This is a genomic window from Streptomyces fumanus, from assembly GCF_014655295.1.
GTDB classification, from domain to species: domain Bacteria; phylum Actinomycetota; class Actinomycetes; order Streptomycetales; family Streptomycetaceae; genus Streptomyces; species Streptomyces fumanus.
The window spans coordinates 362,896-387,907 of sequence record NZ_BNBI01000006.1 but is presented as its reverse complement, the minus strand read 5'-3'; the positions used below and the strand labels follow the sequence as shown (position 1 = coordinate 387,907).

The following is a 25,012-nucleotide window of genomic DNA, read 5'->3' as shown; positions in this document are numbered from 1 at the left end:
CCGGTTCGCCGGTGGCGGCCCGGTGGCTAGGAGCCCAGGATCGTGGTCAGGAACTCCCCGACCCAGGCCAGCAGTTCCCGGCCCACCAGCGGCCGGCCGCCGACCTTGGCGGTCTTCGGGCGGGGGACGAGCACCTGGTGGGCGGTGGTCTTGATCACACTGCCCGGGTAGAGCCGCTTCAGGCGCAGCTCCTGCGACTCGCGCAGCTCCACCGGCGCGAAGCGGATGTTGTTGCCCTGGAGCACGACCTCGCCGACGGCGCACGCCCGCGCCAGCATCCGCAGGCCCGCGACCAGCAGCAGGTTCTCCACCGGCTCGGGCAGTTTGCCGTACCGGTCGGCGAGTTCCTCGCGGACCGCGACGATGTCCTCCTCGGTGTTGGCCGAGGCGATCGCCCGGTACGCCTGCAGGCGCAGCCGCTCGCCGGGGGCGTAGTCGTGCGGGACGTGCGCGTCGACCGGCAGCTCGATCTTGACCTCCAGCGGCGGCTCCTCCTCCACGCCGCCTTCCAGGGCGGCCCGGTAGTCCGCGACCGCCTCGCCGACCATCCGCACGTACAGGTCGAAGCCGACGCCCGCGATGTGCCCGGACTGCTCGCCGCCGAGCAGGTTGCCGGCGCCGCGGATCTCCAGGTCCTTCATCGCCACGTACATGCCGGCGCCCATCTCGGTGTGCTGGGCGATGGTGGCGAGCCGCTCGTGGGCGGTCTCGGTCAGCGGCTTCTCGGGCGGGTAGAGGAAGTACGCGTAGCCGCGCTCGCGGCCGCGGCCGACCCGGCCGCGCAACTGGTGGAGCTGGCTGAGGCCGAAGTTGTCGCCGCGCTCGACGATGAGGGTGTTGGCGTTGGAGATGTCGATGCCGGACTCCACGATCGTGGTGGAGACCAGCACGTCGAACTTCTTCTCCCAGAAGTCCACCACGACCTGCTCCAGGGCCTGTTCGGACATCTGGCCGTGGGCGGTGGCGATCCGCGCCTCGGGGACGATGTCGCGGAGCCGGGCGGCGGCGCGGTCGATGGACTCGACCCGGTTGTGGATGTAGAAGACCTGGCCCTCGCGGAGCAGCTCGCGGCGGATGGCGGCGCCGATCTGCTTCTCCTCGTAGGGGCCGACGAAGGTCAGCACCGGGTGGCGTTCCTCGGGCGGGGTGGTGATCGTGGACATCTCGCGGATGCCGGTGACCGCCATCTCCAGGGTGCGCGGGATGGGCGTGGCGGACATGGTGAGCACGTCGACGTTGGCGCGCAGCTTCTTGAGCTGCTCCTTGTGCTCGACGCCGAAGCGCTGCTCCTCGTCGACGATGACCAGGCCGAGGTCCTTGAACTTGGTCTCGGAGGAGAACAGCCGGTGGGTGCCGATGACGACGTCGACCGAGCCCTCGCGCAGACCCTCCAGGGTGGCCTTGGCCTCGGCGTCGGTCTGGAACCGGGACAGCGCCCGCACGTTCACCGGGAACTGGGCGTAGCGCTCGCTGAACGTGCCGTAGTGCTGCTGCACCAGCAGGGTGGTCGGCACCAGCACGGCGACCTGCTTGCCGTCCTGGACGGCCTTGAAGGCGGCCCGCACGGCGATCTCCGTCTTGCCGTAGCCGACGTCGCCGCAGATCAGGCGGTCCATCGGGACCGACTTCTCCATGTCCTCCTTGACCTCGGCGATGGTGGTGAGCTGGTCGGGGGTCTCCGCGTACGGGAAGGCGTCCTCCAGCTCGCGCTGCCAGGGCGTGTCCGGGCCGAAGGCGTGGCCGGGGGCGGCCATCCGGGCGCTGTAGAGCTTGATCAGGTCGGCGGCGATCTCCTTGACGGCCTTCTTGGCGCGGGCCTTGGTCTTGGTCCAGTCGGCGCCGCCCAGGCGGTGCAGGGTGGGGGCCTCGCCGCCGACGTACTTGGTGATCTGTTCGAGCTGGTCGGTGGGGATGTAGAGGCGGTCGCCGGGCTGGCCGCGCTTGGCGGGGGCGTACTCCACGACGAGGTACTCGCGGGTGGCGCCCTGCACGGTGCGCTGGACCATCTCGATGTACCGGCCGACGCCGTGCTGCTCGTGGACGATGTAGTCGCCCGCCTCCAGGGTGAGCGGGTCGATGGTCTTGCGGCGCCGGGCGGGCATCCTGGCGCCCTCGCGGCCGGCCGCCTTCTGCCCGGACAGGTCGGTCTCGGTGAGCACGGCCAGTTGCAGCGCCGGGTCGACGAAGCCGTGGTCGAGGGAGCCGCAGGCGACGTGCACCACGGAGGGGCTCAGCTCGCCGAGGCCGGCCGAGCCGGCGCCGGGCACGGCCAGCCGGGCGGCGATGCCCTCGCCGCCGAGCACCTCGGCCGTGCGGGCGGCGGTGCCGTGGCCCTCGGTGACGTAGGCGACGCGCCAGCCTTCGGCGAGCCAGCCCTTGGTGTCGGCGAGCGCCTTGGCGGTGTCGCCGCGGTAGGTCTCGGGGGCGTGCATGCCCAGCTTGAGGGTGTCGGCGTCCTCGACCGCGTCGTCGGCGGCGAACGGCGACACCGACCACCACATCATGCCCAGCTCACGGGCCCGGTCGCGGACGTCGGCGAGGGACCACAGGGAGGCCGCGCCGACGTCGATGGGCGCCTGGCCGCCGCCGGCGGTCGCCGCCCAGGACGCCTGGAGGAACTCCTGCGAGGTGGCCACCAGGTCCGCGGCCCGGGTGCGCACCCGCTCGGGGTCGCAGACGACGGCCATGGCGCCCGCGGGCAGCACGTCCAGCAGCAGTTCCATCTCGTCGACCAGGACGGGCGCGAGGGACTCCATGCCCTCCACCGCGATGCCCTCGGCGATCTTGCCGAGGAGTTCGCCCAGCTCGGGGTGGTCCTCGGCGAGCGCGGCGGCGCGGCGGCGGACCTCGTCGGTGAGCAGCAGCTCCCGGCAGGGCGGCGCCCACAGCCCGTGCTCGGCGACCTCCAGGGACCGCTGGTCGGCGACCTTGAAGTAGCGGATCTCCTCTACGTCGTCGCCCCAGAACTCGATGCGCAGGGGGTGTTCCTCGGTGGGCGGGAACACGTCGAGGATGCCGCCGCGCACGGCGAACTCCCCGCGCTTCTCCACCAGCTCCACCCGCGCGTACGCGGCGGCCGCCAGGGCCTCGGTGACCTGGCCGAGATCGGCCTGCTGACCGCTCCTGAGCGCCACCGGCTCCAGGTCGCCCAGCCCCTTGACCTGCGGCTGGAGCACGGACCGTACGGGGGCGACGACGACGGAGACGGGGCCGGTCTCGGGGTCGTCGGGGCGGGGGTGGGCCAGGCGCCGCAGCACGGCGAGGCGGCGGCCGACGGTGTCGCTGCGCGGGCTGAGCCGCTCGTGCGGGAGCGTCTCCCAGGAGGGGTACTCCACCACGCCCTCGGCCGGCAGCAGCGACCGCAGGGCCGCGGCCAGGTCCTCCGCCTCCCGTCCGGTGGCGGTGACGGCGAGCACCGGGCGGCCCGAGCCGCGGGCGAGCGCGGCGACCGAGAACGGCCGGGCCGCGGGCGGGCCGACCAGGTCGACGTGCATGCGGTTGCCGTCGCCGGCCGCGGCGATCGCTTCCGCGAGGGCGGCGTCCTTGACGACGGCGTCGAGCAGACCGTGCAGGCTCATGGGGGGAGCGCTTTCCGTCCGGTGGTGTGCAACACGAAAGGCCCGGCGCGGGCACGAGCCGGGGGTGTCCAGCGTACGACGGACCGGGCCCACCCGCCCGGGCCTGTGGACGGCGCCGGGGCCGCGGGCCGGGCGCGTGCGCGGATCAGCCCAGTCGGCGGATGGGTTCGCCGGCGAGGTAGGCCCGGATGTCCTCGACGGCCTGGCCGTAGTACGTCGTGTAGTTGGCGCGGGTGACGTAGCCGAGGTGGGGGGTGGCCAGGAGGCGGGGCGCGGTGCGCAGGGGGTGGTCGGCGGGGAGGGGCTCGGTGTCGAAGACGTCGAGGGCGGCGCCGGCGATCCGGCCCGCGCGCAGGGCGTCCAGCAGGGCGTCCTGGTCGACGATGGCCGCCCGGGAGGTGTTGATCAGGTAGGCGGTCGGTTTCAGCAGGGCCAGTTCCCGGGCGCCGATCAGGCCCCGGGTGCGGTCGCCGAGTTTGAGGTGGACGGAGACGAAGTCGCTGTCGCGCAGCAGTTCGTCCTTGGAGGGGGCCAGTGCCACGCTCACCTCGTCGGCCCGTTCCCCGGTCAGGTTCTGGCTCCAGGCGCTGACGGTCATGCCGAAGGCCAGGCCCACCCGGGCCACCCGGGCGCCGATCCGGCCCAGGCCCAGCAGGCCGAGCCGGCGGCCGTGCAGGTCGGCGCCGACGGTGGACTGCCAGGGCCCGCCCGCGCGCAGCGCGCCGTTCTCGGTGACCAGGCCCCGGGCCAGGCCCAGCAGCAGCGCCCAGGTCAGCTCGACCGGCGGGGTGGAGGAGCTGGCGGTGCCGCACACCGTCACGCCGTTGCGGGCGGCGGCGGCGAGGTCGATGGCCGAGTTGCGCATGCCGGAGGCGACGAGCAGCCTGAGCCGGTCCAGCCGGTCGAGCAGGGTGGCCGGGAACGGGACCCGTTCGCGCAGGGTGACCACGATGTCGAAGCCGGCCAGGCGGGCGGCGAGCGCGTCCTCGTCGGCGAGGTGGTCACGGAAGACGACGACCTCGACGCGGTCCCGGATCGGGCTCCAGTCGGCCGAGTCCAGGGCGGCGCCCTGGAAGTCGTCGAGGACGGCGCAGCGCAGTCGCATGTCGGGTCTCTCCGTACTCCGTGCTGGTGGCGGCGGGCCGGCACCGGAAGCCGCCGGCGCCACCGATCACATCACGCCCGGCGGCCGGGCGTCCGGGCGGGTACGCACGTGACGGGGCCCGGTGCCGGCGTCCGGTCCGGGTACGCACGTGAAGGGGCCCGGTGCCGGTGTCCCTTGAGGACGGCCGGCGCCGGGCCCTTCCCCCGCGTCCCCCGCGCGCGGTGGTCGTTCCCCCGTGTCCGGGCTACTCCGTCGCGATCGCGTTCAGGACGTTCATGCGGCCCGCCCGGAACGCCGGGACCAGCGCGGCGAACAGGCCGACGAAGGCGGAGCCGGCGAACACGGCGAGGATGGTGGGCCAGGGGATGTCGAGGACGTTCAGGCCCTCCAGGGCGAGCAGCTTGTGGGCGGTGGTGCCCCAGCCCATGCCCAGGCCGAGGCCGAGCAGGGCGCCGAAGAGGGCGATGACCACGGACTCCAGCCGGATCATGCGGCGCAACTGGCGGCGGGAGAGGCCGATGGCCCGCATCAGGCCGATCTCCCGGGTCCGTTCGACCACCGAGAGGGCCAGGGTGTTCACCACGCCCAGCACCGCGACGATGATCGCCAGGGCCAGCAGGCCGTAGACCATGTTGAGCATCTGGCCGATCTGGTCCTTCAGTTCCTGCTTGTAGTCGGTCTGGTCCCGCACCTGGTACTGGGGGTAGGCGTCCAGGGACTTCTTCAGGGCCGCGTACGCCTGGTCCTGCTGTCCCTCCTCCGCCTTGGCGAACATGATCGAGTTCGGCGGGATCTGGTCGGCCGGGAGGTACTTGCGCAGGGTGGTGAGGCTGAGGTAGCGGGCGCCCTGGTCGATGGCGGTGTCGTCGTCGGTGATGGCGGCGACCTTCAGCTTCGCGGTCCGGCCGCCCTTGAAGGCGACGGTGAGGGTGTCGCCGACCCGGACGCCGTGCGCGGTGGCGTAGTCCGAGCCGACCGCCATGGCGTCGGTGCCGTACGCGTCGGCCAGGTCGCCGGCGGTGGTCGGGCGGCGCAGGTCCTCGGCGTAGGTGGGGTCGGCGGCGGTGACGCCGTCGGTGTCCTTCTCGCCGTCGGGCGAGGTGAGGGTGGCGTCGACCTCCTTGTAGCCGGTGACGTGCGCCAGGCCCGGGGTGTCGCGCATCGCCTTCTCGGCTCCCGGGACGATCCGCTGGTTGCCCTGGACGATGAAGTCGGCGCCGACCGACTTGTCCAGTTCGCTGGTGGCGGAGGCGACCATGGAGGAGCCGACCACCGACAGGCAGGCCACCAGGGCCAGGCCGATCATCAGGGCCGCGCCGGTGGCGCCGGTGCGGCGGGGGTTGCGCAGGGCGTTGCGCTCGGCCATCCGGCCCACCGGACCGAAGGCCCGCAGCAGCACCGCGCTGATCACCCGGACCACCGCCCCGGCCAGCAGCGGGCCGATGACGACGAAGCCGATCAGGGTCAGCACCACACCGGCGCCGAGCATCAGCGACCCGTCGCTCGCCTTGTCCGCCGTGCCCGCCGCGTACAGGGCGGCGCCGCCCGCCGCGGTCAGGACCAGGCCGATCAGGGCGCGGACCCGGCCGGCCTTGCCGTCGGCCGGGGTGCCGGCGTCGCGCAGGGCGGCCATCGGGGAGACCTTGCCGGCCCGGCGGGCCGGGAGGTAGGCGGCGAGGACGGTGACGACCACGCCCAGGACCAGGCCGGCCACCGGGGTGGCCGCCTTCACGGTCAGGTCGTCGGTGGACAGGTTCATGCCCGCCGCCGACATCAGCTTCATCAGGCCGATCGCGATCCCGACCCCGGCGGCGACGCCGAGGACCGAGCCGACCACGCCCAGCAGCAGCGCCTCCAGCAGCACCGACCGGTTGACCTGCTTGCGGGAGGAGCCGATGGCCCGCATCAGGCCGATCTCCCGGGTGCGCTGGGCGACCAGCATGGAGAAGGTGTTGATGATCAGGAAGATGCCGACCAGGAAGGCGATCCCGGCGAAGCCGAGCATGGCGTACTTGATGACGTCCATGAACTCGCCGACGTCCGCGCGGCCCTCGTCCGACGCCTCCTTGGCCGTCTGCACCTTGTAGGCGCCGCCCAGCGTCGCGGTGACGTTCCGCTTGAGCCGGGCGTCGGAGACACCGGCTTCGGCGGTGATGTTGACCTGGGAGAACCGGTCGGTGGCGCCGAGCAGTTCACGCTGGGCGGTGGCGGTGTCGAAGTAGACGACGGACGCGCCGGGGTTGGTGACGGTGAAGGTGGCGATGCCGACGATCCGGCTCCGGAAGTCCCCGGTCTGGGAGATCGTGCGCAGCTCGTCGCCGATCTTCAGGTCGTGCTTGTCGGCGGTGTCGGCGTCGACCATCGCCTCGGTGGGCCCGCGCGGGGCGTGCCCGGAGGTGATCTCCATGGACCGCAGGTCGTTCCTGGTCCAGTTGCCGGCCAGGGTCGGGGCGCCGTTGGTGGCGCCCACGTTGTCGTTGTCGGCGTCGACGACGGTGACGTTCATCGAGACGACGGCGCCCTCGGCCGCCGCGACGCCCTCGGCCGAGCGGACCTTCTCCAGGGTGGCCGCCGGCAGCGACTCGGGCACCCCGTTCTGCGCGTCCTCCTCCGCGTCGGCGCCCTTCGGGGCGACGGTGACATCGGCGGAGGAGACGGCGAACAGCTTGTCGAACGTCGTGTTCATGGTGTCGGTGAACACCAGCGTGCCGCAGACGAACGCCACCGACAGCAGCACCGCCACCGCCGACAGCGCCATCCGGCCCTTGTGCGCGAGGAAGTTGCGCATCGAGGTCTTCCACACGGTCATGACGTACGCCCCCGGGCGTCGAAGTCCTTCATGCGGTCCAGCACGGCGTCCGCGGTGGGCTTGAGCATCTCGTCGACGATCCGGCCGTCGGCGAGGAAGAGCACCCGGTCCGCGTAGCCGGCGGCGACCGGGTCGTGGGTGACCATCACGATGGTCTGGCCGAGTTCGTCCACGGACCGGCGCAGGAAGCCCAGCACCTCCGCGCCCGCCCGGGAGTCGAGATTGCCGGTCGGCTCGTCCCCGAAGATGATCTCGGGCCGGGCGGCCAGCGCCCGCGCCACCGCCACCCGCTGCTGCTGGCCGCCGGACAACTGGGTCGGCCGGTGCTTGAGCCGCCCCGCGAGCCCGACGGTGTCCACCACCCGGTCCAGCCACGCCTGGTCGGGTTTGCGGCCGGCGATGTCCATGGGCAGCGTGATGTTCTCCAGCGCGTTCAGCGTCGGCAGCAGGTTGAACGCCTGGAAGATGAAGCCGATCCGGTCCCGGCGCAACTGGGTGAGCCGCTTGTCCTTCAGGGCGGTGATCTCGGTCTCGTCCAGATAGATCTGACCGGAGGTCACGGTGTCCAGGCCGGCCAGGCAGTGCATCAGCGTGGACTTCCCGGACCCCGAGGGCCCCATGATCGCGGTGAACTGGCCGCGCGCTATGTCCACGTCCACGTGGTCCAGGGCGACCACCCGGGTCTCCCCCGCCCCGTACGCCTTCACGACCTGCCGCGCCCGCGCGGCGACGGCCGTACGCCCTCCGGCGCTTCCTTGCCTGGGAATGGATACGGCCGATGTCATGGCATGACTCCTATGTCGGTCATCGAGTGAGCGGACGAGACCGCCGGTGCGGCGGTGGGACGCCCGGCGGTACCGGGCGGTGCGATGCGTCGAGTCTGGTGGAACCGGACCCTCGGGCGCGCTGGTGCTCAGCGCACTCTTCGGCGGGGGAAAACCCCACCTCCGACGCTCCGGTACGCCGCCCCCCGACGGCGCCCAGCCAGACTATGGAGCCCGCCGGGCCCCGCTCGTCCTCCGCCGGTACGAACCCTCCCCGAGCCGTAGTACGGAGGTACCCCTAGGGGCGGTCCACCCCTCGGTGGAGATTTCTCAGGGGCCGGCCTCCGCCTTCGGACGCACCCGGGCTCCGCCCTCCCGCGCCGACCGGCTCAGGTGGGAAGCTGATCCCCGGCACTCGCGCAGGGGGCATCGACCGCAGGACTCAGGGGAGGAACCCGGGGTGGGCAGCACCAGACCCGCGACACCCGACACCGTACGGCCGGCCGGCCCGGCACGGCGCGGCCCCGTCGTCGCCGCGCTGATGCTGGCGATGGCGCTGGCCGCGCTGGACTCCACCATCGTCTCCACCGCCGTCCCGCAGATCGTCGGCGACCTCGGCGGCTTCTCCGTCTTCTCCTGGCTGTTCTCCGGCTATCTGCTCGCCGTCACCGTCACCCTCCCGGTGTACGGCAAGCTCTCCGACACCTTCGGCCGCAAACCCGTCCTGGTCGCGGGCGCCGTCCTGTTCCTGCTCGGCTCCCTGCTGTGCGCGCTCGCCTGGAACATGGGCGCCCTGATCGCCTTCCGGATCGTGCAGGGCCTGGGCGGCGGCGCCCTCCAGGGCACCGTGCAGACCCTCGCCGCCGACCTGTACCCGCTGAAGGAACGGCCGAAGATCCAGGCCCGGCTGTCCACCGTGTGGGCCCTGTCCGCGGTCGCCGGCCCCGGCCTGGGCGGGGTGCTGGCCGCGTACGCCGACTGGCGGTGGATCTTCCTGGTCAACCTGCCGGTCGGCGCGGTCGCCCTCTGGCTGATCGTCCGTCATCTGCACGAACCCGGACGGGAGGCGGCCGGCCCGCGCGCACCGGTGGACTGGGCGGGCGCGCTGGCCGTGTTCGGCTGCGGCGGCGCGCTGCTGACCGCGCTGGTGCAGGGCGGGGTCGCCTGGCCGTGGTGGTCGGCGCCCTCGCTGACGCTGTTCGGCACCGGCCTGGTCCTGCTGGTGGCCGTGGTGGTGATCGAACGCCGGGCGGCCGACCCGATCATGCCGGGCTGGGTGTGGCGGCGCCGGACCATCGCCGCGGTCAATCTCGCGCTGGGCGCGCTGGGGCTGCTGATGGTGGCGCCGACGGTGTTCCTGCCGACGTACGCGCAGTCCGTGCTGGGGCTGGCGCCGGTGGCGGCCGGGTTCGTGCTGTCGGTGTGGACGCTGAGCTGGCCGGTGTCGGCCGCGCTCAGCCAGCACGTCTACCGCAGGATCGGCTTCCGCGACACCGCCCTGCTGGGCATCGGCACGGCCACCCTGATCCTGCTGGCCTTCCCCTTCCTGCCGTACCCGGGCCACGCCTGGCAGCCGGCCGCGCTGATGCTGCTGCTCGGCGCGGCCCTCGGACTGTTCCAACTGCCGCTCATCGTGGGCGTGCAGTCGACGGTCGGCTGGTCGGAGCGGGGTACGGCCACGGCGTCGGTGCTGTTCTGCCGGCAGACCGGGCAGACGGCGGGCGCGGCCGTCTTCGGCGCCGTCGCCAACGGGGTGCTGGCCGCGCGGCTCGGCGGCGCGGGCGACCTGGACGCGGTGACCCGCGCGCTGGACTCCGGCACGGCCGGTGAGCCCTTCCGCCGCGCGATCGCCGACGCGGTGCACGCCGTCTACCTGGGCGCGGCGAGCGCGGCGGCCCTCGCCTTCCTGGTGCTGCTGGTGCTGGCGCCGCGCCGGTTCCCGGTGCTCACGAAGGACTGACTCCGGGTAGGGCGGGCCGGGCCCGCACAGGGCCCCTGCCCAAGGAAACGCCCCGGTGGCTGGCGTTCCGACCACTCCGCCCCGGGAAGACCTCCGCGTCCCCGGCCCCGCGAGTACCGTCCGTGGCTCCCCCCACCCTCCCCGCGGTCCGCCCCACCGGACCCGAGCCGCGCAAGGAGCCCCGGGATGTCCCACGACCCCCGCACATCGCACCGGCACCACCACCCGCCCCACGACTCCTCCCCGCCGTACCTCACCTACCCCTGGCAGCCCGGCCCGCCCCCGCCCCCACCGGCCGCGCCCCCGGCCCCCGCCCCGTACCGCAGGCCGCTCGGCCACCACCGGGACCTGCGGAATCTGCGCACCGCCTACCGCCGGCAGCGGCGGACGGCCACCTTCGCCGCGCTCGGCTACTTCCTGGTCTTCCTCGGCCTCGCCGCCTTCGCCCCGTCCTCACTGACCGGCACGGTCACCCCCGGCCTCTCCACCGGCCTGCTGCTCGCCCTGCTCCAGCTCCCCGTCACCTGGCTGGCCATCGCCCTGTACGAGCGCACCGCGCGCCGCCGGGTCGACCCCCTCGCGGACCGCATCCGCGCGGAGAGCGCCGGGGACGCGCACCGGGAGGCGGGACGGTGACCGGGTTCAGCGACGGCGCCCAGGCGATGGCGCTCGTGGGCTTCTCGGCCGTCGCCGCCGTCACCCTGCTGCTGTGCGTGATGACCGGACCGGACCGCGACGACCTGGCCGAGTTCTACACCGGCTACAGCTCCCTGTCGCCGATGCGCAACGGCCTGGCCATCGCCGGCGACTACATCTCCGCGGCGACCGTGCTGGGCACCGGCGGCGTGATCGCCCTGTTCGGCTTCGACGGGGTCGTGCTGGCCCTCAGTACCGCGCTCTCCCTGCTGCTGCTGATGTTCCTGATGGCCGAACCGCTGCGCAACGCGGGCCGGTTCACCATGGGCGACGTGCTGGCCCGGCAGACCCCCGGCCGCGGGGTGCGGATCACGGCGTGCGCGGTGACCATCGCCGCGCTGCTGCCGATGATGCTGGTGCAGCTCGCCGGCACCGGCCAGCTCATGTCGTTCCTGCTGGGCTTCAGCGGCGAGACCCTGCGGACCGGCTGCGTCATCGGCGTCGGCGCGCTGATGATCAGCTACGCGGCGATCGGCGGGATGAAGGGCACCGCCCTGATCCAGATCCTGAAGATCGTGATGCTGCTCGGGTCGGGCGCCGTCGTCACCGTCCTGCTGCTGTACCGCTTCCACTGGAACCCGGGCGCCCTCTTCGCCGCCGCCCGCAACAGCGGCGCGGGCCAGGCGTTCCTGCACCCCGGCCTGGAGTACGCCGCCGGACCCCGGCCCGGACTGGACATGCTCTCCTCCCAGTTGGCGGTGGTGCTGGGCGGCGCCTGCCTCCCGCACGTCACCATGCGCATGTACACCGCCGCCGGCGCCCGCCAGGCCCGCCGGTCGATGTCCTGGGCGGTCTCCCTGGTCGCCCTGTTCGTGCTGGTCGTCACCGTCGTCGGGTTCGGCGCGACCGCCCTGGTCGGCCGGGAGACGGTCGCCGCGACCGACGCGGCCGGCAACTCGGCGTACCTGCTGGGCTCCCGGGCCGCCTTCGGCACCGACGTGACCATGGTGGAGACCGTCCTGTTCACCACCGTCGGCACGGCGATGTTCCTCACCCTGCTCGCCTCGGTCGCCGGCATGATCCTGGCCTGCGCCAACTCCCTCGCCCACGACGTGTTCGCGCAGCGGGCCCGCGCGCTGTCACCCCGCCGGGAGATGACGCTGGCCCGGCTGTCCGCGGTGGCGGTCGGCATCCCCGCGATCGCCCTGGCCACGCTGGTGCAGCACCGCAGCCTCCAGCCGCTGGCCACGCTCTCCTTCTGCCTGGGCGCCTCCGCGCTCTGCCCCGCGCTGGTCTACAGCCTCTTCTGGCGCCGCTACACCCGTACCGGCCTGCTGTGCACGCTGATCGGCGGCAGCCTCGCGGTGTTCGCCCTGCTCCCGGGCACCAGCCTGGTCTCCGGCACCCCCGTCGCCGCCTTCCCCGACGCCGACTTCGCCTGGTTCCCGTTCACCACCACGGCCCTGGTCTCCGTCCCGGCCGGCTTCCTCGCGGGCTGGCTCGGCACCCTCGCCTCCGGCCGCCGCCGTACGGAGGAACAGCGCCGGAGGTACGAGGCGGGCGAGGCGGAGCTGCTGGCGGGGGCGGTACGGAGCGCGGGGTGAGGGGGCGGGCCCTTACGGTGCGGCCGGCCGGCGGCCGGGGCGAGGGGGCGGGGCCCCACGGTGCGGCCGGCCGGCGGCCGCGTCACTCCACGGCGCGGCCGGTCAGCGCGGTGATGCGGCTGCGGACCTGGTCCATCTGGGCCTGGACGACGTCCCACCGCTCACCGTGCTCGCGCAGCACCCGTTCCGTCTCCCGGGCGATCCGCTCGCCCCGGGCCCGGGCCTCGGCGACCAGCTCCGCCGACCGGGCGCGGGCCTCCTCCGGCAGCCGGCGGGCCCACTCCACGGTCTCGGCCAGCTCCTGCTCGGCCACGGCCACCGCCCCCTCGGCCCGCGCCACCGCCTCCGCCTCCCACGCCTCCAGCGCGGCCACCCGCTCCGCCTCCTCGGCCTCCGCCGCCGCCCACCGCGCCGCGTGCTCGCGGGCCTGCTCGGCGAGGAGCGCGGAGGTACGCCGCCGCACCTCGCGCAGCGCGGCCAGCGCCTCGCCGCGCCCGGCCCGGACCTCGCGCCGGGCCCCGACCCGCTCCTCGTCGGCCTCGGCGCGCGCCGCGAGCAGCCGCTGCCGGGCGTGTTCGTCGGCGTCGGCACGTACCGCGTCGGCATGCGCCCGCGCGGCCTCATCGACGCCGGCGGCGAAGGCGCGCGCCTGCTGTTCCACCCCGGCGGCGTACGCCCGCGCCTCCTCCCGCAGGGCCGCGGCCTCCTCCCGCGCCAACCGGAAGAACCGCTGGGCCCGTTCGCCCAGCTCCGCGTAGTCCTGCGGGGCGAGCCCGGCCACCACCTCCCGCAGAGCGGCCAGTTCCTCGGCCATCTCCCGGGCCAGCACGGTGAGCCGGGCGGCCCGCTCCCAGGCGGCGTCCCGCTCCTGGGAGAGGGCCGCGGCACACGCCTCGACCTGCTCGGGACGGTAACCGCGCCCCCGTACGGTCCCGAAACCGCGGGGCGGCACCGGCGCGCTGCTCATACGGAAACCCCTGTTCGCCCGATCCGTCCGTCTTACGTAGTTATTTTTCGGACTTAACGGACTTTAAGGATCAGGGGGGATGTTCGCGGCGCGACACTCCGCACGCCTACACGCACACGTACACGTACACCTACACGTACAGGAGGAGGGGCCGGCCCCGGCCCCTCCTCCTGTACGTCAGTTACGCCCGGGTCACCGGGTCACAGCAACCCGTCCCACATCTGCTCCAGCAGCACCGACCACCAGCTCTCCGGCGACCCCAGCGCCGCCGCGTCCAGCGCGGCCAACTGCGCCTGGAAGTCGACGGTCCAGCGGCCCGCCTGCTCCTGGTTCAGGCCGTACCGCAGCCGCCACATCCGGCCCAGCAGCGCCAGGCAGCGCGCGAACTCCGGCAGCCCGGTGTTCACGAACTGCGGCGGCACCGGCGCCCCGCCCGGCCCGGCCTCCACCGGCACGGCCACGATGTTCGCCGTGCCGTACTGCACACAGATCGCCTTGCCGAAGTCACTGCCGACGACCAGGTACGAACCCGCGTCCGGGGCCGGCTGCACCCCGCGCTCGGCGGCCAGTTCCGCCAGCGTCGGCACCGGACGGCCCGGCTGGGCCTGCGCCCAGAAGAACGGGCCCATGTCCAGCGGCAGTCCCGCCGCCACCAGGGTGTGCGCCACGATCGGCGGCACGCCCTGCCGGTCCACCGCCGCCTGCTCGAACCGGAACACCCCCGGCCCGAACGCCCCGGCCAGCTCCTGCCCGACGACCTCCGGCGGCACCGGCGGCGCGGGCGGCACCGGCGGCAGCGGCGCGCGCACCGGCGCCGGACGCGCGGGACCGTCGGCGACCTGATGCAACTCGCCCTGGTGCGCGAGAAGTTCCCGCATCCCCTGCTGACGGCTCGCGTGATCCGTGCCGTACGGGGCGATCGAGGTGATCCGCGCCTGCGGCCACTGCTCACGGATCATCCGTGCGCAGTACGCGCCCGGCAGCTCGCAGGACTCCAGCTCCGTGTGCAGCTCCAGGACCTGGTCCGGGGGCACGTTCATGGCCCGCAGCTCGTGGAAGATCTGCCACTCCGGATGCGGGGTGCCCGGCGCGGAACGCCGGATCACCTGCTGCTCGGACCCGTCGTGCGCCCGGTACCGCAACACGGCCTGATAACCGGGCCCGACGGTCGGCTGCCCCGGCACCTGCGGCGGATATCCGTACGCCGGGGGCATTCCCGGGGGCGGTACGGCCCCCGGCTGCGGGGCGGCACCCGGCGGCACGGCACCGAAGGGGGGTGCGGCCGGCGGGGGTACGGACCCGGGGGGCGGCGGTACGGCGCCGTGGGGCGGCGGTACGGCGCCGGGGGCGCCCGCGGGGGGCGTGGCCAGCACGGTCGCCGCGTGGTGCACGCCGTCCTGCCCGGGGGGCACGGCACCGGGAGCGCCCGGGGGCTTGGGGGCGCCGGGTACGCCAGGGGTTCCCGGCGCGGGGGGAGTTGCGGGGGCGCCGGGCGGACCCGGCGGGGGCGGCGTGGTGCCCGGACGGCCGGGATCGGCCAGCACCGTCGCGGCATGGTGGACGCCACCCGGGGGTGTCCCGGGCGGACCGGAGGGGCCGGGACCGTCCGCGCCGCCGAGGGGCGATGCGAGCTGCGTCGGCACGTAACCGCCCGGCGCGGAGGCCGGCGGCGGAGGCGTACTCCCGGGCCGCACCCCCGGCGGCACGCTCGGCGGCGCGCTCGGCGGAGGCGGCGTCGACACGCCCCCGCCCCGCTGCGGCGAGGGCGACGCCTTGCTGGTCGCGGCGTCGGCGATGTCCCCGGCGTGCGGCGCGAGCGGCCGCTCGGACGCACCCGGCACGGGCGCCCCGGGCGACGCACCCGGCACGGACGGCGCACTCGGCACGGACGGCGTACCCGGCACGGGCGACCCGGGCGGCGTACCCGGCACGGGCGGCGCACCCGGCACAGGCGGCGCACCCGGCGCCTCCGTCGACCCCACCGCCGGCGCCTCCGTCGTCGGCGGAAGCCCGCTCCCGCCCGACATCAGTGCCGTCTCGGCGTCCGGCGCCGCCGTCGCCTCCTCGGTCAGCGGCGGCGCGAACACCGTCTCGGGCAGGGGTACGGAACGGTCGTCACCGTCGTCCGCGGTGGTGTCGGTCCCGGCCCACGGCGTGGCCCCGGCCGGCGCCCCCGGCACCGCCCCGTCACCCCCACCGGCCCCCGGCATCGGCGCCTTCGCGCCCTCACCCCGGCGGCTGTCCGGGATACCCAGCTTGTCCGCCGCCTCCTGCAACCACTCCGGAGGACTCAGCAGGAACGACGTCTGGTTGAGGTCGACCCGCGCGGGAGCGGCGGGCACCGCGTCCGGTTCCGCGTCGGTACGGCCGTACTCCTCCTCGTACCGGCGGATCACCTCGCCCACCGGCAGCGACGGCCACAGCGTCGCCTCCCCGCTGTCCCGGGCGATGACCAGCTTCTGACCGCCCCCGTCCGAGCGCGGCCCCTCCGCCCGGTCCTCGGCCCAGACCACGAACCCCAGCCCGAACTCCCGTACCCGCACCTCACGGTGCTGGTACGCCGGCACCTCGCCGTTGATCCATTCCTCCGCGCGCTCCTGCGCCTGCGCGAACGTCACCATCAGTCAGCTCACTCCCCGGACACCGGAACGGACCGCGCGAACCCGCCGTCCACCATCAGGTTCGCCACCGTCTCCAGCTCCGGCGGCGAACCCGCCAGCCGGGACAGGAACGCGTCGAAGTCCTCACCGCACGGCATCAGCAACCGCTCCACCCGCTCCGCCGGCGACCACGCCGGATCGACGTCCCGCGCGTCGTCGTACGCGCAGAACCACACCGAACCGGTCCGCTCGCCCTTCACCTTCACCGCCAGCAGCCCGCCCTGCACGAAGGCCACCCCCAGGTAGTCCTTGGTCAGGTGGTCGCGCAGGCACTTGTTGACGTACACCAGGTCGTTGACCGCCGCCTCCTCACGCACCGTGAAGAACGGCTGGTCGATCAGCAGCCCCAGCTCCGCGTCCAGCGCCGTCCCCACCGGCGCGCACCCGCCCGCCGCCTTCAGGAACGACCGGTACGCCCCCGGCAGCCGGTACCCGAGGTCCTCCTCGACCCCCAGCACCTGCTGCTCCGACACCGCCACCCCCGACTTCGGCAGCCGGAAGTGCGCCGGCCGGGTCTCCCGCAACGGCCGCGTCCCCCGCTTGCCCTGGTCCACCCGGGCCGTCGCGATCCCGCCGTGGTGCCGCAGCAGCGCCTTCACCTCGACCGGCACCAGCTCCAGCCGCCGCGTGCCCGCCACGTGGTGCCACGTCCAGTTGTGCGGCGTCGCCACCGCGGGCACCGTGTCCCACAGCGGATGCCCCGCCGCCGACAGCGCCGCGTTCGCCGACACGTAGTCCGTCAGCCGCAGTTCGTCGACACCGAACCCCTCCGGCGGGTCCGCGATCTCGGCCGCCGCCCGCGCGTACGGAGAGAAGTCCGGGAACCCGGCCCCGTCGACCCGCACCCCTCGCGGATGACGGGCCGCCCGCACCGGATCCGGGAAGTGCACGACCTGTCCGGCATAGGCCGCGTTCGGCGGCGCGGCCTGCTGCCCGAGCCGACCTGTCGTCATGGCGGTTGCCCCCTGCGGCGTGAAGTCCGTACGGACTGTCCTGTCGGTCCAACTGACCCTGTCTGGATCACCGCCCGATCGCGGTGCCGACAGCCTATGCGGTACGACGACACCGGTCACCGGCACCGGGACCGGCCCCGCCACCACCGTGACCAGCCGTCACCCCGCCGTGACGGATCGCCCATGAGCGGGCGTGTCGCCCCGCCCCAGCTTCCCCAGCGCCCGCGCCGTTTGGCACTCTGTGACCACCGGGGGGATGCTCAGGAGGGGATGATGATCATGAGTGCGACGCAGACGGGACCCAAGCCGAGCCGGTCCGACGACCCCCGCACCGGCGACCCCCGCGTCAACTGGAGCAGCGCCGACATCCTGACCACCCCCGCCCTGCGCCACCGCCGCGACGGCATACTCCCCACCGTCGCCGCCGCCCTCTCCGTCCGCGGCACCACCCTCACCGGCACCGCCGCCCGCGGCGACACCCCGCCGCCGCTGCACCCCCTGGTCCGCGACTTCCTCGACGCCCTCACCAGCGGACAACGCGACCGCTTCACCGGCCGCTGCGCCGAGACCATCCTCATCTCCCGGCACATCACCGCCGCCGACGCCGCCCGCAGCAAACGCGCCGCCCGCCGCCCCATGACCAACGGCGAGGCCCGCAAAGCCCTCAAACACGCCAAGCTCACCGCCCGCCGCATCCGCGAGGACGGCGACCCCCTCCACGGCACCTTCGCCGCCCCCTGCCGCGCCTGCACCGCCCTCGCCGCCCACTTCGGCGTCCGCGTCGTCGACCCCACGGCCACGGACGGCTGACCACCCCGCCCACCGGCACGCACCACACCCCCCGGACGACGAACGAAGGCCGATGCACGCCCCCGACCGCACCTCCACCACCCGGTTCCCCGTCCCCGTCGACGCCGCCCTGCGCGACGCCGGCTGGCAGCCCGGACGCTGGGACATCAAACAGGCCGAGATCTGGGCCGACGCCCTGCGCGCGCACACCTCACCGGCCGGCCACCGGCACACCGTCTTCCCCGCCGCCGTCGAAGCCTGGGCCGAGTTCGGCGGCCTGCACATCACCCCCACCGGGCCCGGCCGCCAAGTCGCCCCCGCCACCCTCCACCTCGACCCGCTGCACGGCCTCCACCTGGCCCGCACCCTCGGCGACCTCGGCCGCGCCCTGGGCACCGAGGTCTGCCCCCTCGGCGCCGAGACCGACACCCAGGCCCTCATCGCCATCGACACCGGCAGCCGCGTCTACGCCCTCGACCACACCGGCGACTGGTACCTCGGCCCCGACCTCGACCACGCCCTGACCACCCTCATCACCGGCACGGAACCACCTCGCCTCACCGCCAACTGAGCGTCCAGGCGGGCCGGGCGGTCACGGCTGCCAGACCGTCAGGCCGGTCGGGGCGTCACGCCGGTCGGGCGGTCACGTAGGTCGGGCGTCACACAGGTCGGGCGGTCACGCAGGTCGGGCCGTCACGCAGGTCACACGGTCACGCAGGTCACGCAGGTCACGCAGGTCACGCAGGTCACGCAGGTCAGACGGTCACGCGGCCACGCAGGTCAGAGGGCCACGCAGGTCACGCCGCCCGCGGCGCCGACGGAATCACCGCCGACACCCGGAAACCCCCCGCGTCCGTCGGCCCCGACACGAACACCCCGCCCAGCGCCGACACCCGCTCCTTCATCCCCACCAGCCCATTGCCCCCCGACGGCAACCGCGCCGACGACGCCGACCCCGGCTCCGGCGGCGGCTCGTTCTCCACCTGCATCGCGATCTCCGACGCCCGATGCGCCAACCGCACATACGTCTTCGCCCCCGACGCATGCTTGTGCACGTTCGTCAGCGCCTCCTGCACCACCCGGAACGCCGTCTGCTCCACCTCCGGCGGATACGGCCGCGCCCGGCCCTCCACCGACAGATCCACCACCATCCCCGCCGCCGCCGACTGCCCGATCAACTCGTCCAGCCCCGACAACGACGGCCCCTCACCCTCGTCCAGCACCGCCCGCGAAGCCGCCGCCGCGGCCGCCGCCCCCACCGCCGCCAACGGCACCGACGCCCGCTCCCGACGCTCCTCGCTGCCGCTGCGCAGCACCCCCAGCATCTCCCGCAACTCCGTCAGCGCCTGCCGCCCCATGTCCCCCACCAGCGCCGCGTTCTTCACCGCCTTCTCCGGATCCTTCCGCGCCACCGCCTGCAACGCCGCCGCGTGCACCACCATCAGACTCACCCGGTGCGCGACCACGTCGTGCATCTCCCGCGCGATCCGGGTCCGCTCCTCGTTCCGCGCCCACTCGGCCCGCTCCTCCGCCCGCTCCGCCAGCAACTGCAACTCCCGCTCCAGCGAATCCGCCCGCTCCCGCAGACTCTCCATCAGCCGCCGCCGCGCCCCGACGTACATCCCCAGCAGCACCGGCGGAGCGGTCAGCCCCAGCGAGATCGTGATCGCGGCGAACGGGATGAACCAGTCCCCGATCCCCAGATCCCCCCGCGCCATGTCCTGCCGCACCCGCACGAACGTCACGATCATCGAACCCAGCAGCGACATCCCCGCCAGCGCCCCGATGATCCGCCGCGGCAGCTCACACGCGGCCAGCGTGTAGAGCCCCACCACGGCCATCAGGAAACCCATCTGCGCCGGCGTGACGGCGATCGCCACCAGCACCACCGCGATCGGCCACTTCCGCCGCACCACCAGCACGGCACCCGCCAGCGCCCCGAAGACGACCCCCGCCGCCCACGGCACCCCGGCATCCGCGGCGAACGAGATCCCCTCCACCGCGCACTCCAGCGCCGACACCGCGGCCAGGCTCACATCGAGCACCGCACCGCGCCGCCGCTCCCACCACCAAGGCCCACCCCGGGCCGGTACGTGGTCTTCCCCCGTCGTGGTCATGCCTCCAGCCTACGGGCGCGAGCCGCCCCGGTTCCGGGGACTTTCCGCCGCCTGACACCGCACCACGGACGGTGACGGAACGGTAGCGATACGACGCGATATCCCTCGAACGAAGGAACCGAACATCATCCATCCCCGGAACCTGCCATTCCGCCCGGACGGTATACCCATGGCACTCAAGGACGACCTGCGCGCCAGGGCCCGGGAACTACGGCTCCAGGGCTGGACCTACGACCGCATCCAGATGGAACTGGGCTGCAGCAAGAGTTCCGTCTCCCTGTGGGTGCGAGACCTTCCCGCACCGGAGCGCCGGTCGCGGACGCGCGAAGAGTCCTCGGCGATCGCCAAGAAGGGCTGGCAGGCGAGACTCCGCGTACGCGAGGAAGAGCGGCAACGGACGAGACAGCGGGCGGAAGAGGAGACGCGCGGCATGTCCGATCGCGAACTCTTCTTCGCCGGCGTCGCCCTGTACTGGGCGGAAGGCTCCAAGAGCAAGCCGTACAGCCGCCGTGAACGGGTGACCTTCGTGAACAGCGACCCCAACGTCATCTCGGTGTTCCTGGCATGGCTGGCGCTGCTGGAAGTCGACCCGGCGAGCCTCCGGTTCGCCGTACAGATCCATGAGACCGCCGACGTGGCGGCCGCCGAGGCGTTCTGGGCGGACCATGTGGGCATCAAGAGCGACGACCTGCTGAAAACGAGCCTCAAGCGCCACAACCCGACCACCAATCGGAAGAACACCGACCAGGAGTACCGAGGCTGCCTACGCGTCGACGTGCGCGACGGAGCAGAGTTGTACCGTCGCATCGAGGGCTGGTGGTACGGCATAGTAGGAGCTGCTGTCATCGCGTCCGATCTTCGAAATCGGACATAGCGGTAATCCCGGGTCGTCTAAGGGCAAGACGTCAGATTTTGGTTCTGATCATGGGGGTTCGAGTCCTCCCCCGGGAGCACATGCCGGGTTCGGGTCCTGACTGGGTGACAGCCCCGTCAGGGCCCGCACTCATGTCCCCCTCACTACCCCCCGGTATCCTGCGGATGTCCACCCCTCCCCATGAAGCCGAAGGGCATCCCGTGAGCGTCAACCGCCCGGCAGCCGTCGTCGTCCTCGCCGCGGGTGAGGGCACCCGTATGAAGTCGGCCACCCCGAAGGTCCTGCACGACATCTGCGGCCGTTCCCTGGTGGGTCATGTGCTCGCCGCCGCCGGAGAACTGGAGCCCGAGCACCTGGTCGTCGTCGTGGGTCACGCCCGCGAGCAGGTCACCGCGCATCTGGCCGAGGTCGCCCCCGCGGTCCGTACCGCCGTGCAGGAGCGGCAGAACGGCACCGGGCACGCCGTGCGGATGGGGCTGGAGGCGCTGGGCGGGGCGGTCGACGGGACCGTGGTCGTGGTCTGCGGGGACACTCCGCTGCTGACCGGCGGGACGCTGACGGCCCTGGCCGCCACCCACGCCGCGGACGGCAACGCGGTGACCGTGCTGACCGCCGAGGTGCCGGACGCGACCGGTTACGGCCGGATCGTGCGGGACGGCACCGGTGCGGTGACGGCGATCGTGGAGCACAAGGACGCGACCGAGGAGCAGCGGGCGGTCCGGGAGATCAATTCGGGGGTGTTCGCCTTCGACGGGCAGTTGCTCGCGGACGCGCTGGGGAAGGTGCGGACGGACAACAGCCAGGGTGAGGAGTACCTCACGGACGTGCTCGGGATCCTGCGGGAGGCGGGGCACCGGGTGGGGGCGTGCGTGGCGGTGGATCACCGGGAGATCGTGGGGATCAACAACCGGGTGCAGCTCGCCGAGGCGCGGCGGATCCTGAACGACCGGTTGCTGACGCGGGCGATGCTGGCCGGGGTGACGGTGGTGGATCCCGCGACGACGTGGGTCGATGTGACGGTGACGTTCGAGCAGGACGTGGTGGTGCATCCGGGGACGCAGTTGCACGGGGCGACGCATCTGGCGGCGGGCGCGGAGGTCGGGCCGAACGCGCGGCTGACGGACACCCGGGTGGGGGCGGGCGCGCGGGTGGACAACACCGTGGCGCTGGGTGCGGAGGTCGGCGCGGAGGCGAGTGTGGGTCCGTACGCGTATCTGCGGCCGGGGACGAGGCTGGGTGTCCGGGGCAAGATCGGTACGTATGTGGAGACGAAGAACGCGTCGATCGGTGAGGGGACGAAGGTGCCGCACCTGTCGTACGTGGGGGACGCGACGATCGGTGACTTCACGAACATCGGGGCCGCGAGTGTGTTCGTGAACTATGACGGGGAGCACAAGCATCACACGACCGTCGGCTCGCACTGCAAGACGGGTTCGGACAACATGTTTGTGGCTCCTGTCACGGTCGGGGACGGTGCGTACACCGCCGCCGGCTCGGTGATCACCAAGGATGTGCCGCCCGGTTCGCTGGCCGTGGCCCGTGGCCAGCAGCGGAATATCGAGGGTTGGGTGGCTCGTAAGCGTCCTGGGAGCGCGGCGGCGAAGGCCGCCGAGGAGGCGGTCAGGGAGTCGGGCGGCGAAGGCTGACCGGAAACCGGTGCGCCGAAGTCGTCGTACCGTGATAAGTGCACACCCGCACCCTTACCAGCCGGGACGTCCGCTCCGTACCGGCTGAAAGACCTCTGAGGAGACAGTGCTGTGACCGGGATCAAGACGACCGGCGAGAAGAAGATGATGTTCTTCTCCGGCCGCGCCCACCCCGAGCTTGCCGAGGAGGTCGCCCACGAGCTGGGTGTCGGGGTCGTCCCGACGAGGGCCTTCGACTTCGCCAATGGCGAGATCTATGTGCGTTACCAGGAGTCCGCGCGGGGCGCGGACTGCTTCCTGATCCAGAGCCACACGGCTCCGATCAACAAGTGGATCATGGAGCAGTTGATCATGATCGACGCGCTGAAGCGCGCGTCGGCCCGCTCCATCACGGTCATCGTGCCGTTCTACGGTTACGCGCGGCAGGACAAGAAGCACCGGGGGCGTGAACCGATCTCGGCGCGTCTGGTGGCGGATCTGATGAAGACGGCGGGTGCGGACCGCATCCTGGCGGTGGATCTGCACACGGACCAGATCCAGGGCTTCTTCGACGGGCCGGTGGATCACCTGTTCGCGCTGCCGCTGCTGGCGGACTACGTGGGCGCGAAGGTGGACCGGTCGAAGCTGACGGTGGTGTCTCCGGACGCGGGCCGGGTGCGGGTCGCGGACCGGTGGTGCGACCGGCTGGGCGCGCCGCTGGCGATCGTGCACAAGCGGCGGGACAAGGACGTGGCGAATCAGGTCACCGTGCACGAGGTCGTGGGTGATGTGAAGGGCCGGATCTGTGTCCTGGTGGACGACATGATCGACACGGGTGGCACGATCTGCGCCGCGGCGGACGCGTTGTTCGCGCACGGTGCGGAGGACGTCATCGTGACGGCGACGCACGGTGTGCTGTCGGGTCCGGCGGCGGACCGGTTGAAGAACTCGAAGGTGAGCGAGTTCGTGTTCACCAATACGCTGCCGACGCCGAGCGAGCTGGAGCTGGACAAGATCACGGTGCTGTCGATCGCGCCGACGATCGCGCGTGCGGTGCGTGAGGTGTTCGAGGACGGTTCGGTGACGAGCCTGTTCGACGAGCAGTAATCGTTGATCGTTTTGGGTGCGGCCTTCCGTGCCGAGTAGACTGCTGGAGTTGCTCGGCGAGGGAGGCCGCACTCGTGTGTTCGCGGGTGGGCTGTCCGTTATCGACGCGCTCTTCGTAGCAGGCCGTTCGTGGCCGGGTGACCACGTCCGTTCCTAGTTTCCTACGAGGAGTGATCATGTCCGAGGTGAAGATCTCCGCCGAGACGCGTACCGAGTTCGGCAAGGGTGCCGCTCGTCGCATCCGTCGTGCCGACAAGGTTCCCGGTGTGCTGTACGGCCACGGTTCCGACCCGATCCACCTGACCTTCCCGGGTCACGAGCTGCTGCTGGCGCTGCGTACGCCGAACGTGCTGATCGCGCTGGACATCGACGGCAAGAGCACCGAGCTGGCGATTCCGAAGTCGGTGCAGCGTGACCCGCTGAAGGGTTTCCTGGAGCACGTGGACCTGCAGTTGGTGCAGCGCGGCGAGACGGTGGCCGTCGAGGTGCCGGTGCAGGCCGAGGGTGAGCTGGCGCCGGGTGGCTACCTGCTGGAGCACGTGCTGAACGCGCTGCCGATCGAGGCCGAGGCGACGCACCTGCCCGAGTCGGTCACGGTGTCCGTGGAGGGCCTGGCGGCCGGTGCCTCGGTGCTGGCGAAGGACATCACGCTGCCGTCCGGTGCCAAGCTGGCCGTGGACGGGGAGACCGTGGTGCTGCAGGTCGTGGCCGCGCAGGCGGAGGAGTCCGCGGGTGAGGGCGAGGCCGAGGGCGACGAGGCCGCGGAGGGCTGAGTCCCGTAGGCACCCTGTGGTCAGCCGCTGTTCCCTTCGGGGGGCAGCGGCTGGCGCGTATGTGAGGAGAGGTGGACGTGACGACCGATTCTGGTGCCCCCTGGCTGATCGCGGGGCTGGGCAATCCGGGGCCGGAGTACGCCGGGAACCGGCACAACGTCGGTTTCATGGTGGTGGATCTGCTGGCCGGGCGGATGGGGGCGCGGTTCAAGCGGCACGGCAAGGCGCAGGCGCAGGTGGTGGAGGGCCGGGTGGGTCCGCCGGGGCCGGCGGGGCGGCGGGTGGTGCTGGTGAAGCCGATGTCGTACATGAATCTGTCGGGTGGGCCGGTGACGGCGCTGCGGGACTTCTACAAGGTGCCGACGGCTCGGGTGGTGGCGGTGCACGACGAGTTGGACATCGACTTCGGGGTGCTGCGGCTGAAGCTGGGCGGTGGGGACAACGGGCACAACGGGCTGAAGTCGATGACGAAGGCGATGGGGGCGGAGTACCACCGGGTGCGGTGCGGGATCGGCCGGCCGCCGGGGCGGATGCCGGTGGCGGATTTCGTGCTGAAGGACTTCTCGTCGGCGGAGCGCAAGGAGCTGGACTGGTTCGTGGACCGGGCGGCGGACGCGGTGGAGTGTCTGGTGACGGAGGGGCTGGAGCGGGCGCAGGGGTCGTACAACTCCTGACGTTTCCGGTCTCTGTG

Annotated in this window: 18 protein-coding genes and 1 tRNA gene; 11 read left to right on the top strand and 8 right to left on the bottom strand. The window is 72.9% G+C overall.

Annotated elements, in window-relative coordinates; all coding sequences use genetic code 11:
- Nucleotides 1-26: 26 nt before the first annotated feature.
- From mfd to IE316_RS15975, 4 genes are all read right to left on the bottom strand, one after another.
- Nucleotides 27-3,578, bottom strand: coding sequence for a transcription-repair coupling factor (mfd, locus tag IE316_RS15990; RefSeq protein ID WP_190204989.1), 3,552 nt, complete (start codon nt 3,576-3,578; stop codon nt 27-29).
- A gap of 145 nt (nt 3,579-3,723) precedes the next feature.
- Nucleotides 3,724-4,683, bottom strand: coding sequence for a D-2-hydroxyacid dehydrogenase family protein (locus tag IE316_RS15985; protein WP_190204988.1), 960 nt, complete (start codon nt 4,681-4,683; stop codon nt 3,724-3,726).
- Nucleotides 4,684-4,927: 244 nt separating this feature from the next.
- Nucleotides 4,928-7,492 carry an ABC transporter permease gene (locus IE316_RS15980; protein WP_190204987.1) on the bottom strand — a complete coding sequence of 855 codons (2,565 nt, stop codon included), beginning with the start codon at nt 7,490-7,492 and terminating at the stop codon, nt 4,928-4,930.
- Nucleotides 7,489-8,277 (bottom strand): ABC transporter ATP-binding protein, encoded by a 789-nt coding sequence (locus IE316_RS15975; RefSeq protein ID WP_190204986.1) that lies wholly within the window; start codon nt 8,275-8,277, stop codon nt 7,489-7,491. The genes IE316_RS15980 and IE316_RS15975 overlap by 4 nt, the downstream gene beginning before the upstream one ends.
- A 439-nt stretch (nt 8,278-8,716) precedes the next feature.
- On the opposite strand from IE316_RS15975, the gene IE316_RS15970 reads away from it, so the two are divergent.
- From IE316_RS15970 to IE316_RS15960, 3 genes are all read left to right on the top strand, one after another.
- The gene (locus IE316_RS15970; protein WP_229910408.1) at nt 8,717-10,216 is read left to right on the top strand and encodes an MFS transporter; all 1,500 of its coding nucleotides are present in this window, start codon (nt 8,717-8,719) and stop codon (nt 10,214-10,216) included.
- A 186-nt stretch (nt 10,217-10,402) separates the two neighbouring features.
- Nucleotides 10,403-10,852, top strand: a complete 450-nt coding sequence (locus tag IE316_RS15965; protein ID WP_190204985.1) for a DUF485 domain-containing protein — start codon at nt 10,403-10,405, stop codon at nt 10,850-10,852.
- 26 nt (nt 10,853-10,878) lie between these two features.
- On the top strand, nt 10,879-12,456 hold the full coding sequence (locus IE316_RS15960) for a sodium/solute symporter (RefSeq protein ID WP_190205095.1): 1,578 nt from the start codon (nt 10,879-10,881) through the stop codon (nt 12,454-12,456).
- An 82-nt stretch (nt 12,457-12,538) separates the two neighbouring features.
- Here IE316_RS15960 and IE316_RS15955 read toward each other — a convergent pair whose 3' ends face one another.
- The 3 genes from IE316_RS15955 to IE316_RS15945 all read right to left on the bottom strand — a co-directional run bounded on the left by IE316_RS15955 (nt 12,539) and on the right by IE316_RS15945 (nt 17,036).
- A complete protein-coding gene (locus tag IE316_RS15955) occupies nt 12,539-13,423 on the bottom strand; it encodes a cellulose-binding protein (RefSeq protein ID WP_190204984.1) in 885 nt (294 codons plus the stop codon).
- Between the two features lie 200 nt (nt 13,424-13,623).
- Nucleotides 13,624-16,044 (bottom strand): SUKH-4 family immunity protein, encoded by a 2,421-nt coding sequence (locus IE316_RS15950; RefSeq protein ID WP_190204983.1) that lies wholly within the window; start codon nt 16,042-16,044, stop codon nt 13,624-13,626.
- A gap of 8 nt (nt 16,045-16,052) precedes the next feature.
- A complete protein-coding gene (locus tag IE316_RS15945; RefSeq protein ID WP_190204982.1) occupies nt 16,053-17,036 on the bottom strand; it encodes an SMI1/KNR4 family protein in 984 nt (327 codons plus the stop codon).
- Between the two features lie 279 nt (nt 17,037-17,315).
- On the opposite strand from IE316_RS15945, the gene IE316_RS15940 reads away from it, so the two are divergent.
- Entirely contained in the window at nt 17,316-17,846 is a 531-nt protein-coding gene (locus IE316_RS15940; RefSeq protein ID WP_190204981.1) for a YwqJ-related putative deaminase, read from the top strand.
- A gap of 52 nt (nt 17,847-17,898) precedes the next feature.
- On the top strand, nt 17,899-18,396 hold the full coding sequence (locus IE316_RS15935) for an SUKH-3 domain-containing protein (RefSeq protein WP_190204980.1): 498 nt from the start codon (nt 17,899-17,901) through the stop codon (nt 18,394-18,396).
- Between the two features lie 226 nt (nt 18,397-18,622).
- Here IE316_RS15935 and IE316_RS15930 read toward each other — a convergent pair whose 3' ends face one another.
- Nucleotides 18,623-19,942: a sensor histidine kinase gene (locus IE316_RS15930; RefSeq protein ID WP_190204979.1), complete on the bottom strand. Its 1,320-nt coding sequence runs from the start codon at nt 19,940-19,942 to the stop codon at nt 18,623-18,625.
- 169 nt (nt 19,943-20,111) lie between these two features.
- Between IE316_RS15930 and IE316_RS15925 the strand changes: the two genes are divergently transcribed.
- From IE316_RS15925 to pth, 6 genes are all read left to right on the top strand, one after another.
- Nucleotides 20,112-20,816 carry a hypothetical protein gene (locus IE316_RS15925; protein WP_229910407.1) on the top strand — a complete coding sequence of 235 codons (705 nt, stop codon included), beginning with the start codon at nt 20,112-20,114 and terminating at the stop codon, nt 20,814-20,816.
- Between the two features lie 6 nt (nt 20,817-20,822).
- Nucleotides 20,823-20,893 (top strand) — tRNA-Gln (locus IE316_RS15920).
- A gap of 123 nt (nt 20,894-21,016) precedes the next feature.
- The gene (gene glmU, locus IE316_RS15915; protein ID WP_190204978.1) at nt 21,017-22,462 is read left to right on the top strand and encodes a bifunctional UDP-N-acetylglucosamine diphosphorylase/glucosamine-1-phosphate N-acetyltransferase GlmU; all 1,446 of its coding nucleotides are present in this window, start codon (nt 21,017-21,019) and stop codon (nt 22,460-22,462) included.
- 111 nt (nt 22,463-22,573) lie between these two features.
- Nucleotides 22,574-23,548, top strand: a complete 975-nt coding sequence (locus IE316_RS15910) for a ribose-phosphate diphosphokinase (RefSeq protein ID WP_190204977.1) — start codon at nt 22,574-22,576, stop codon at nt 23,546-23,548.
- 176 nt (nt 23,549-23,724) lie between these two features.
- On the top strand, nt 23,725-24,321 hold the full coding sequence (locus IE316_RS15905; protein ID WP_190204976.1) for a 50S ribosomal protein L25/general stress protein Ctc: 597 nt from the start codon (nt 23,725-23,727) through the stop codon (nt 24,319-24,321).
- A gap of 71 nt (nt 24,322-24,392) precedes the next feature.
- On the top strand, nt 24,393-24,995 hold the full coding sequence (pth, locus tag IE316_RS15900; RefSeq protein ID WP_190204975.1) for an aminoacyl-tRNA hydrolase: 603 nt from the start codon (nt 24,393-24,395) through the stop codon (nt 24,993-24,995).
- Nucleotides 24,996-25,012 lie beyond the last annotated feature (17 nt).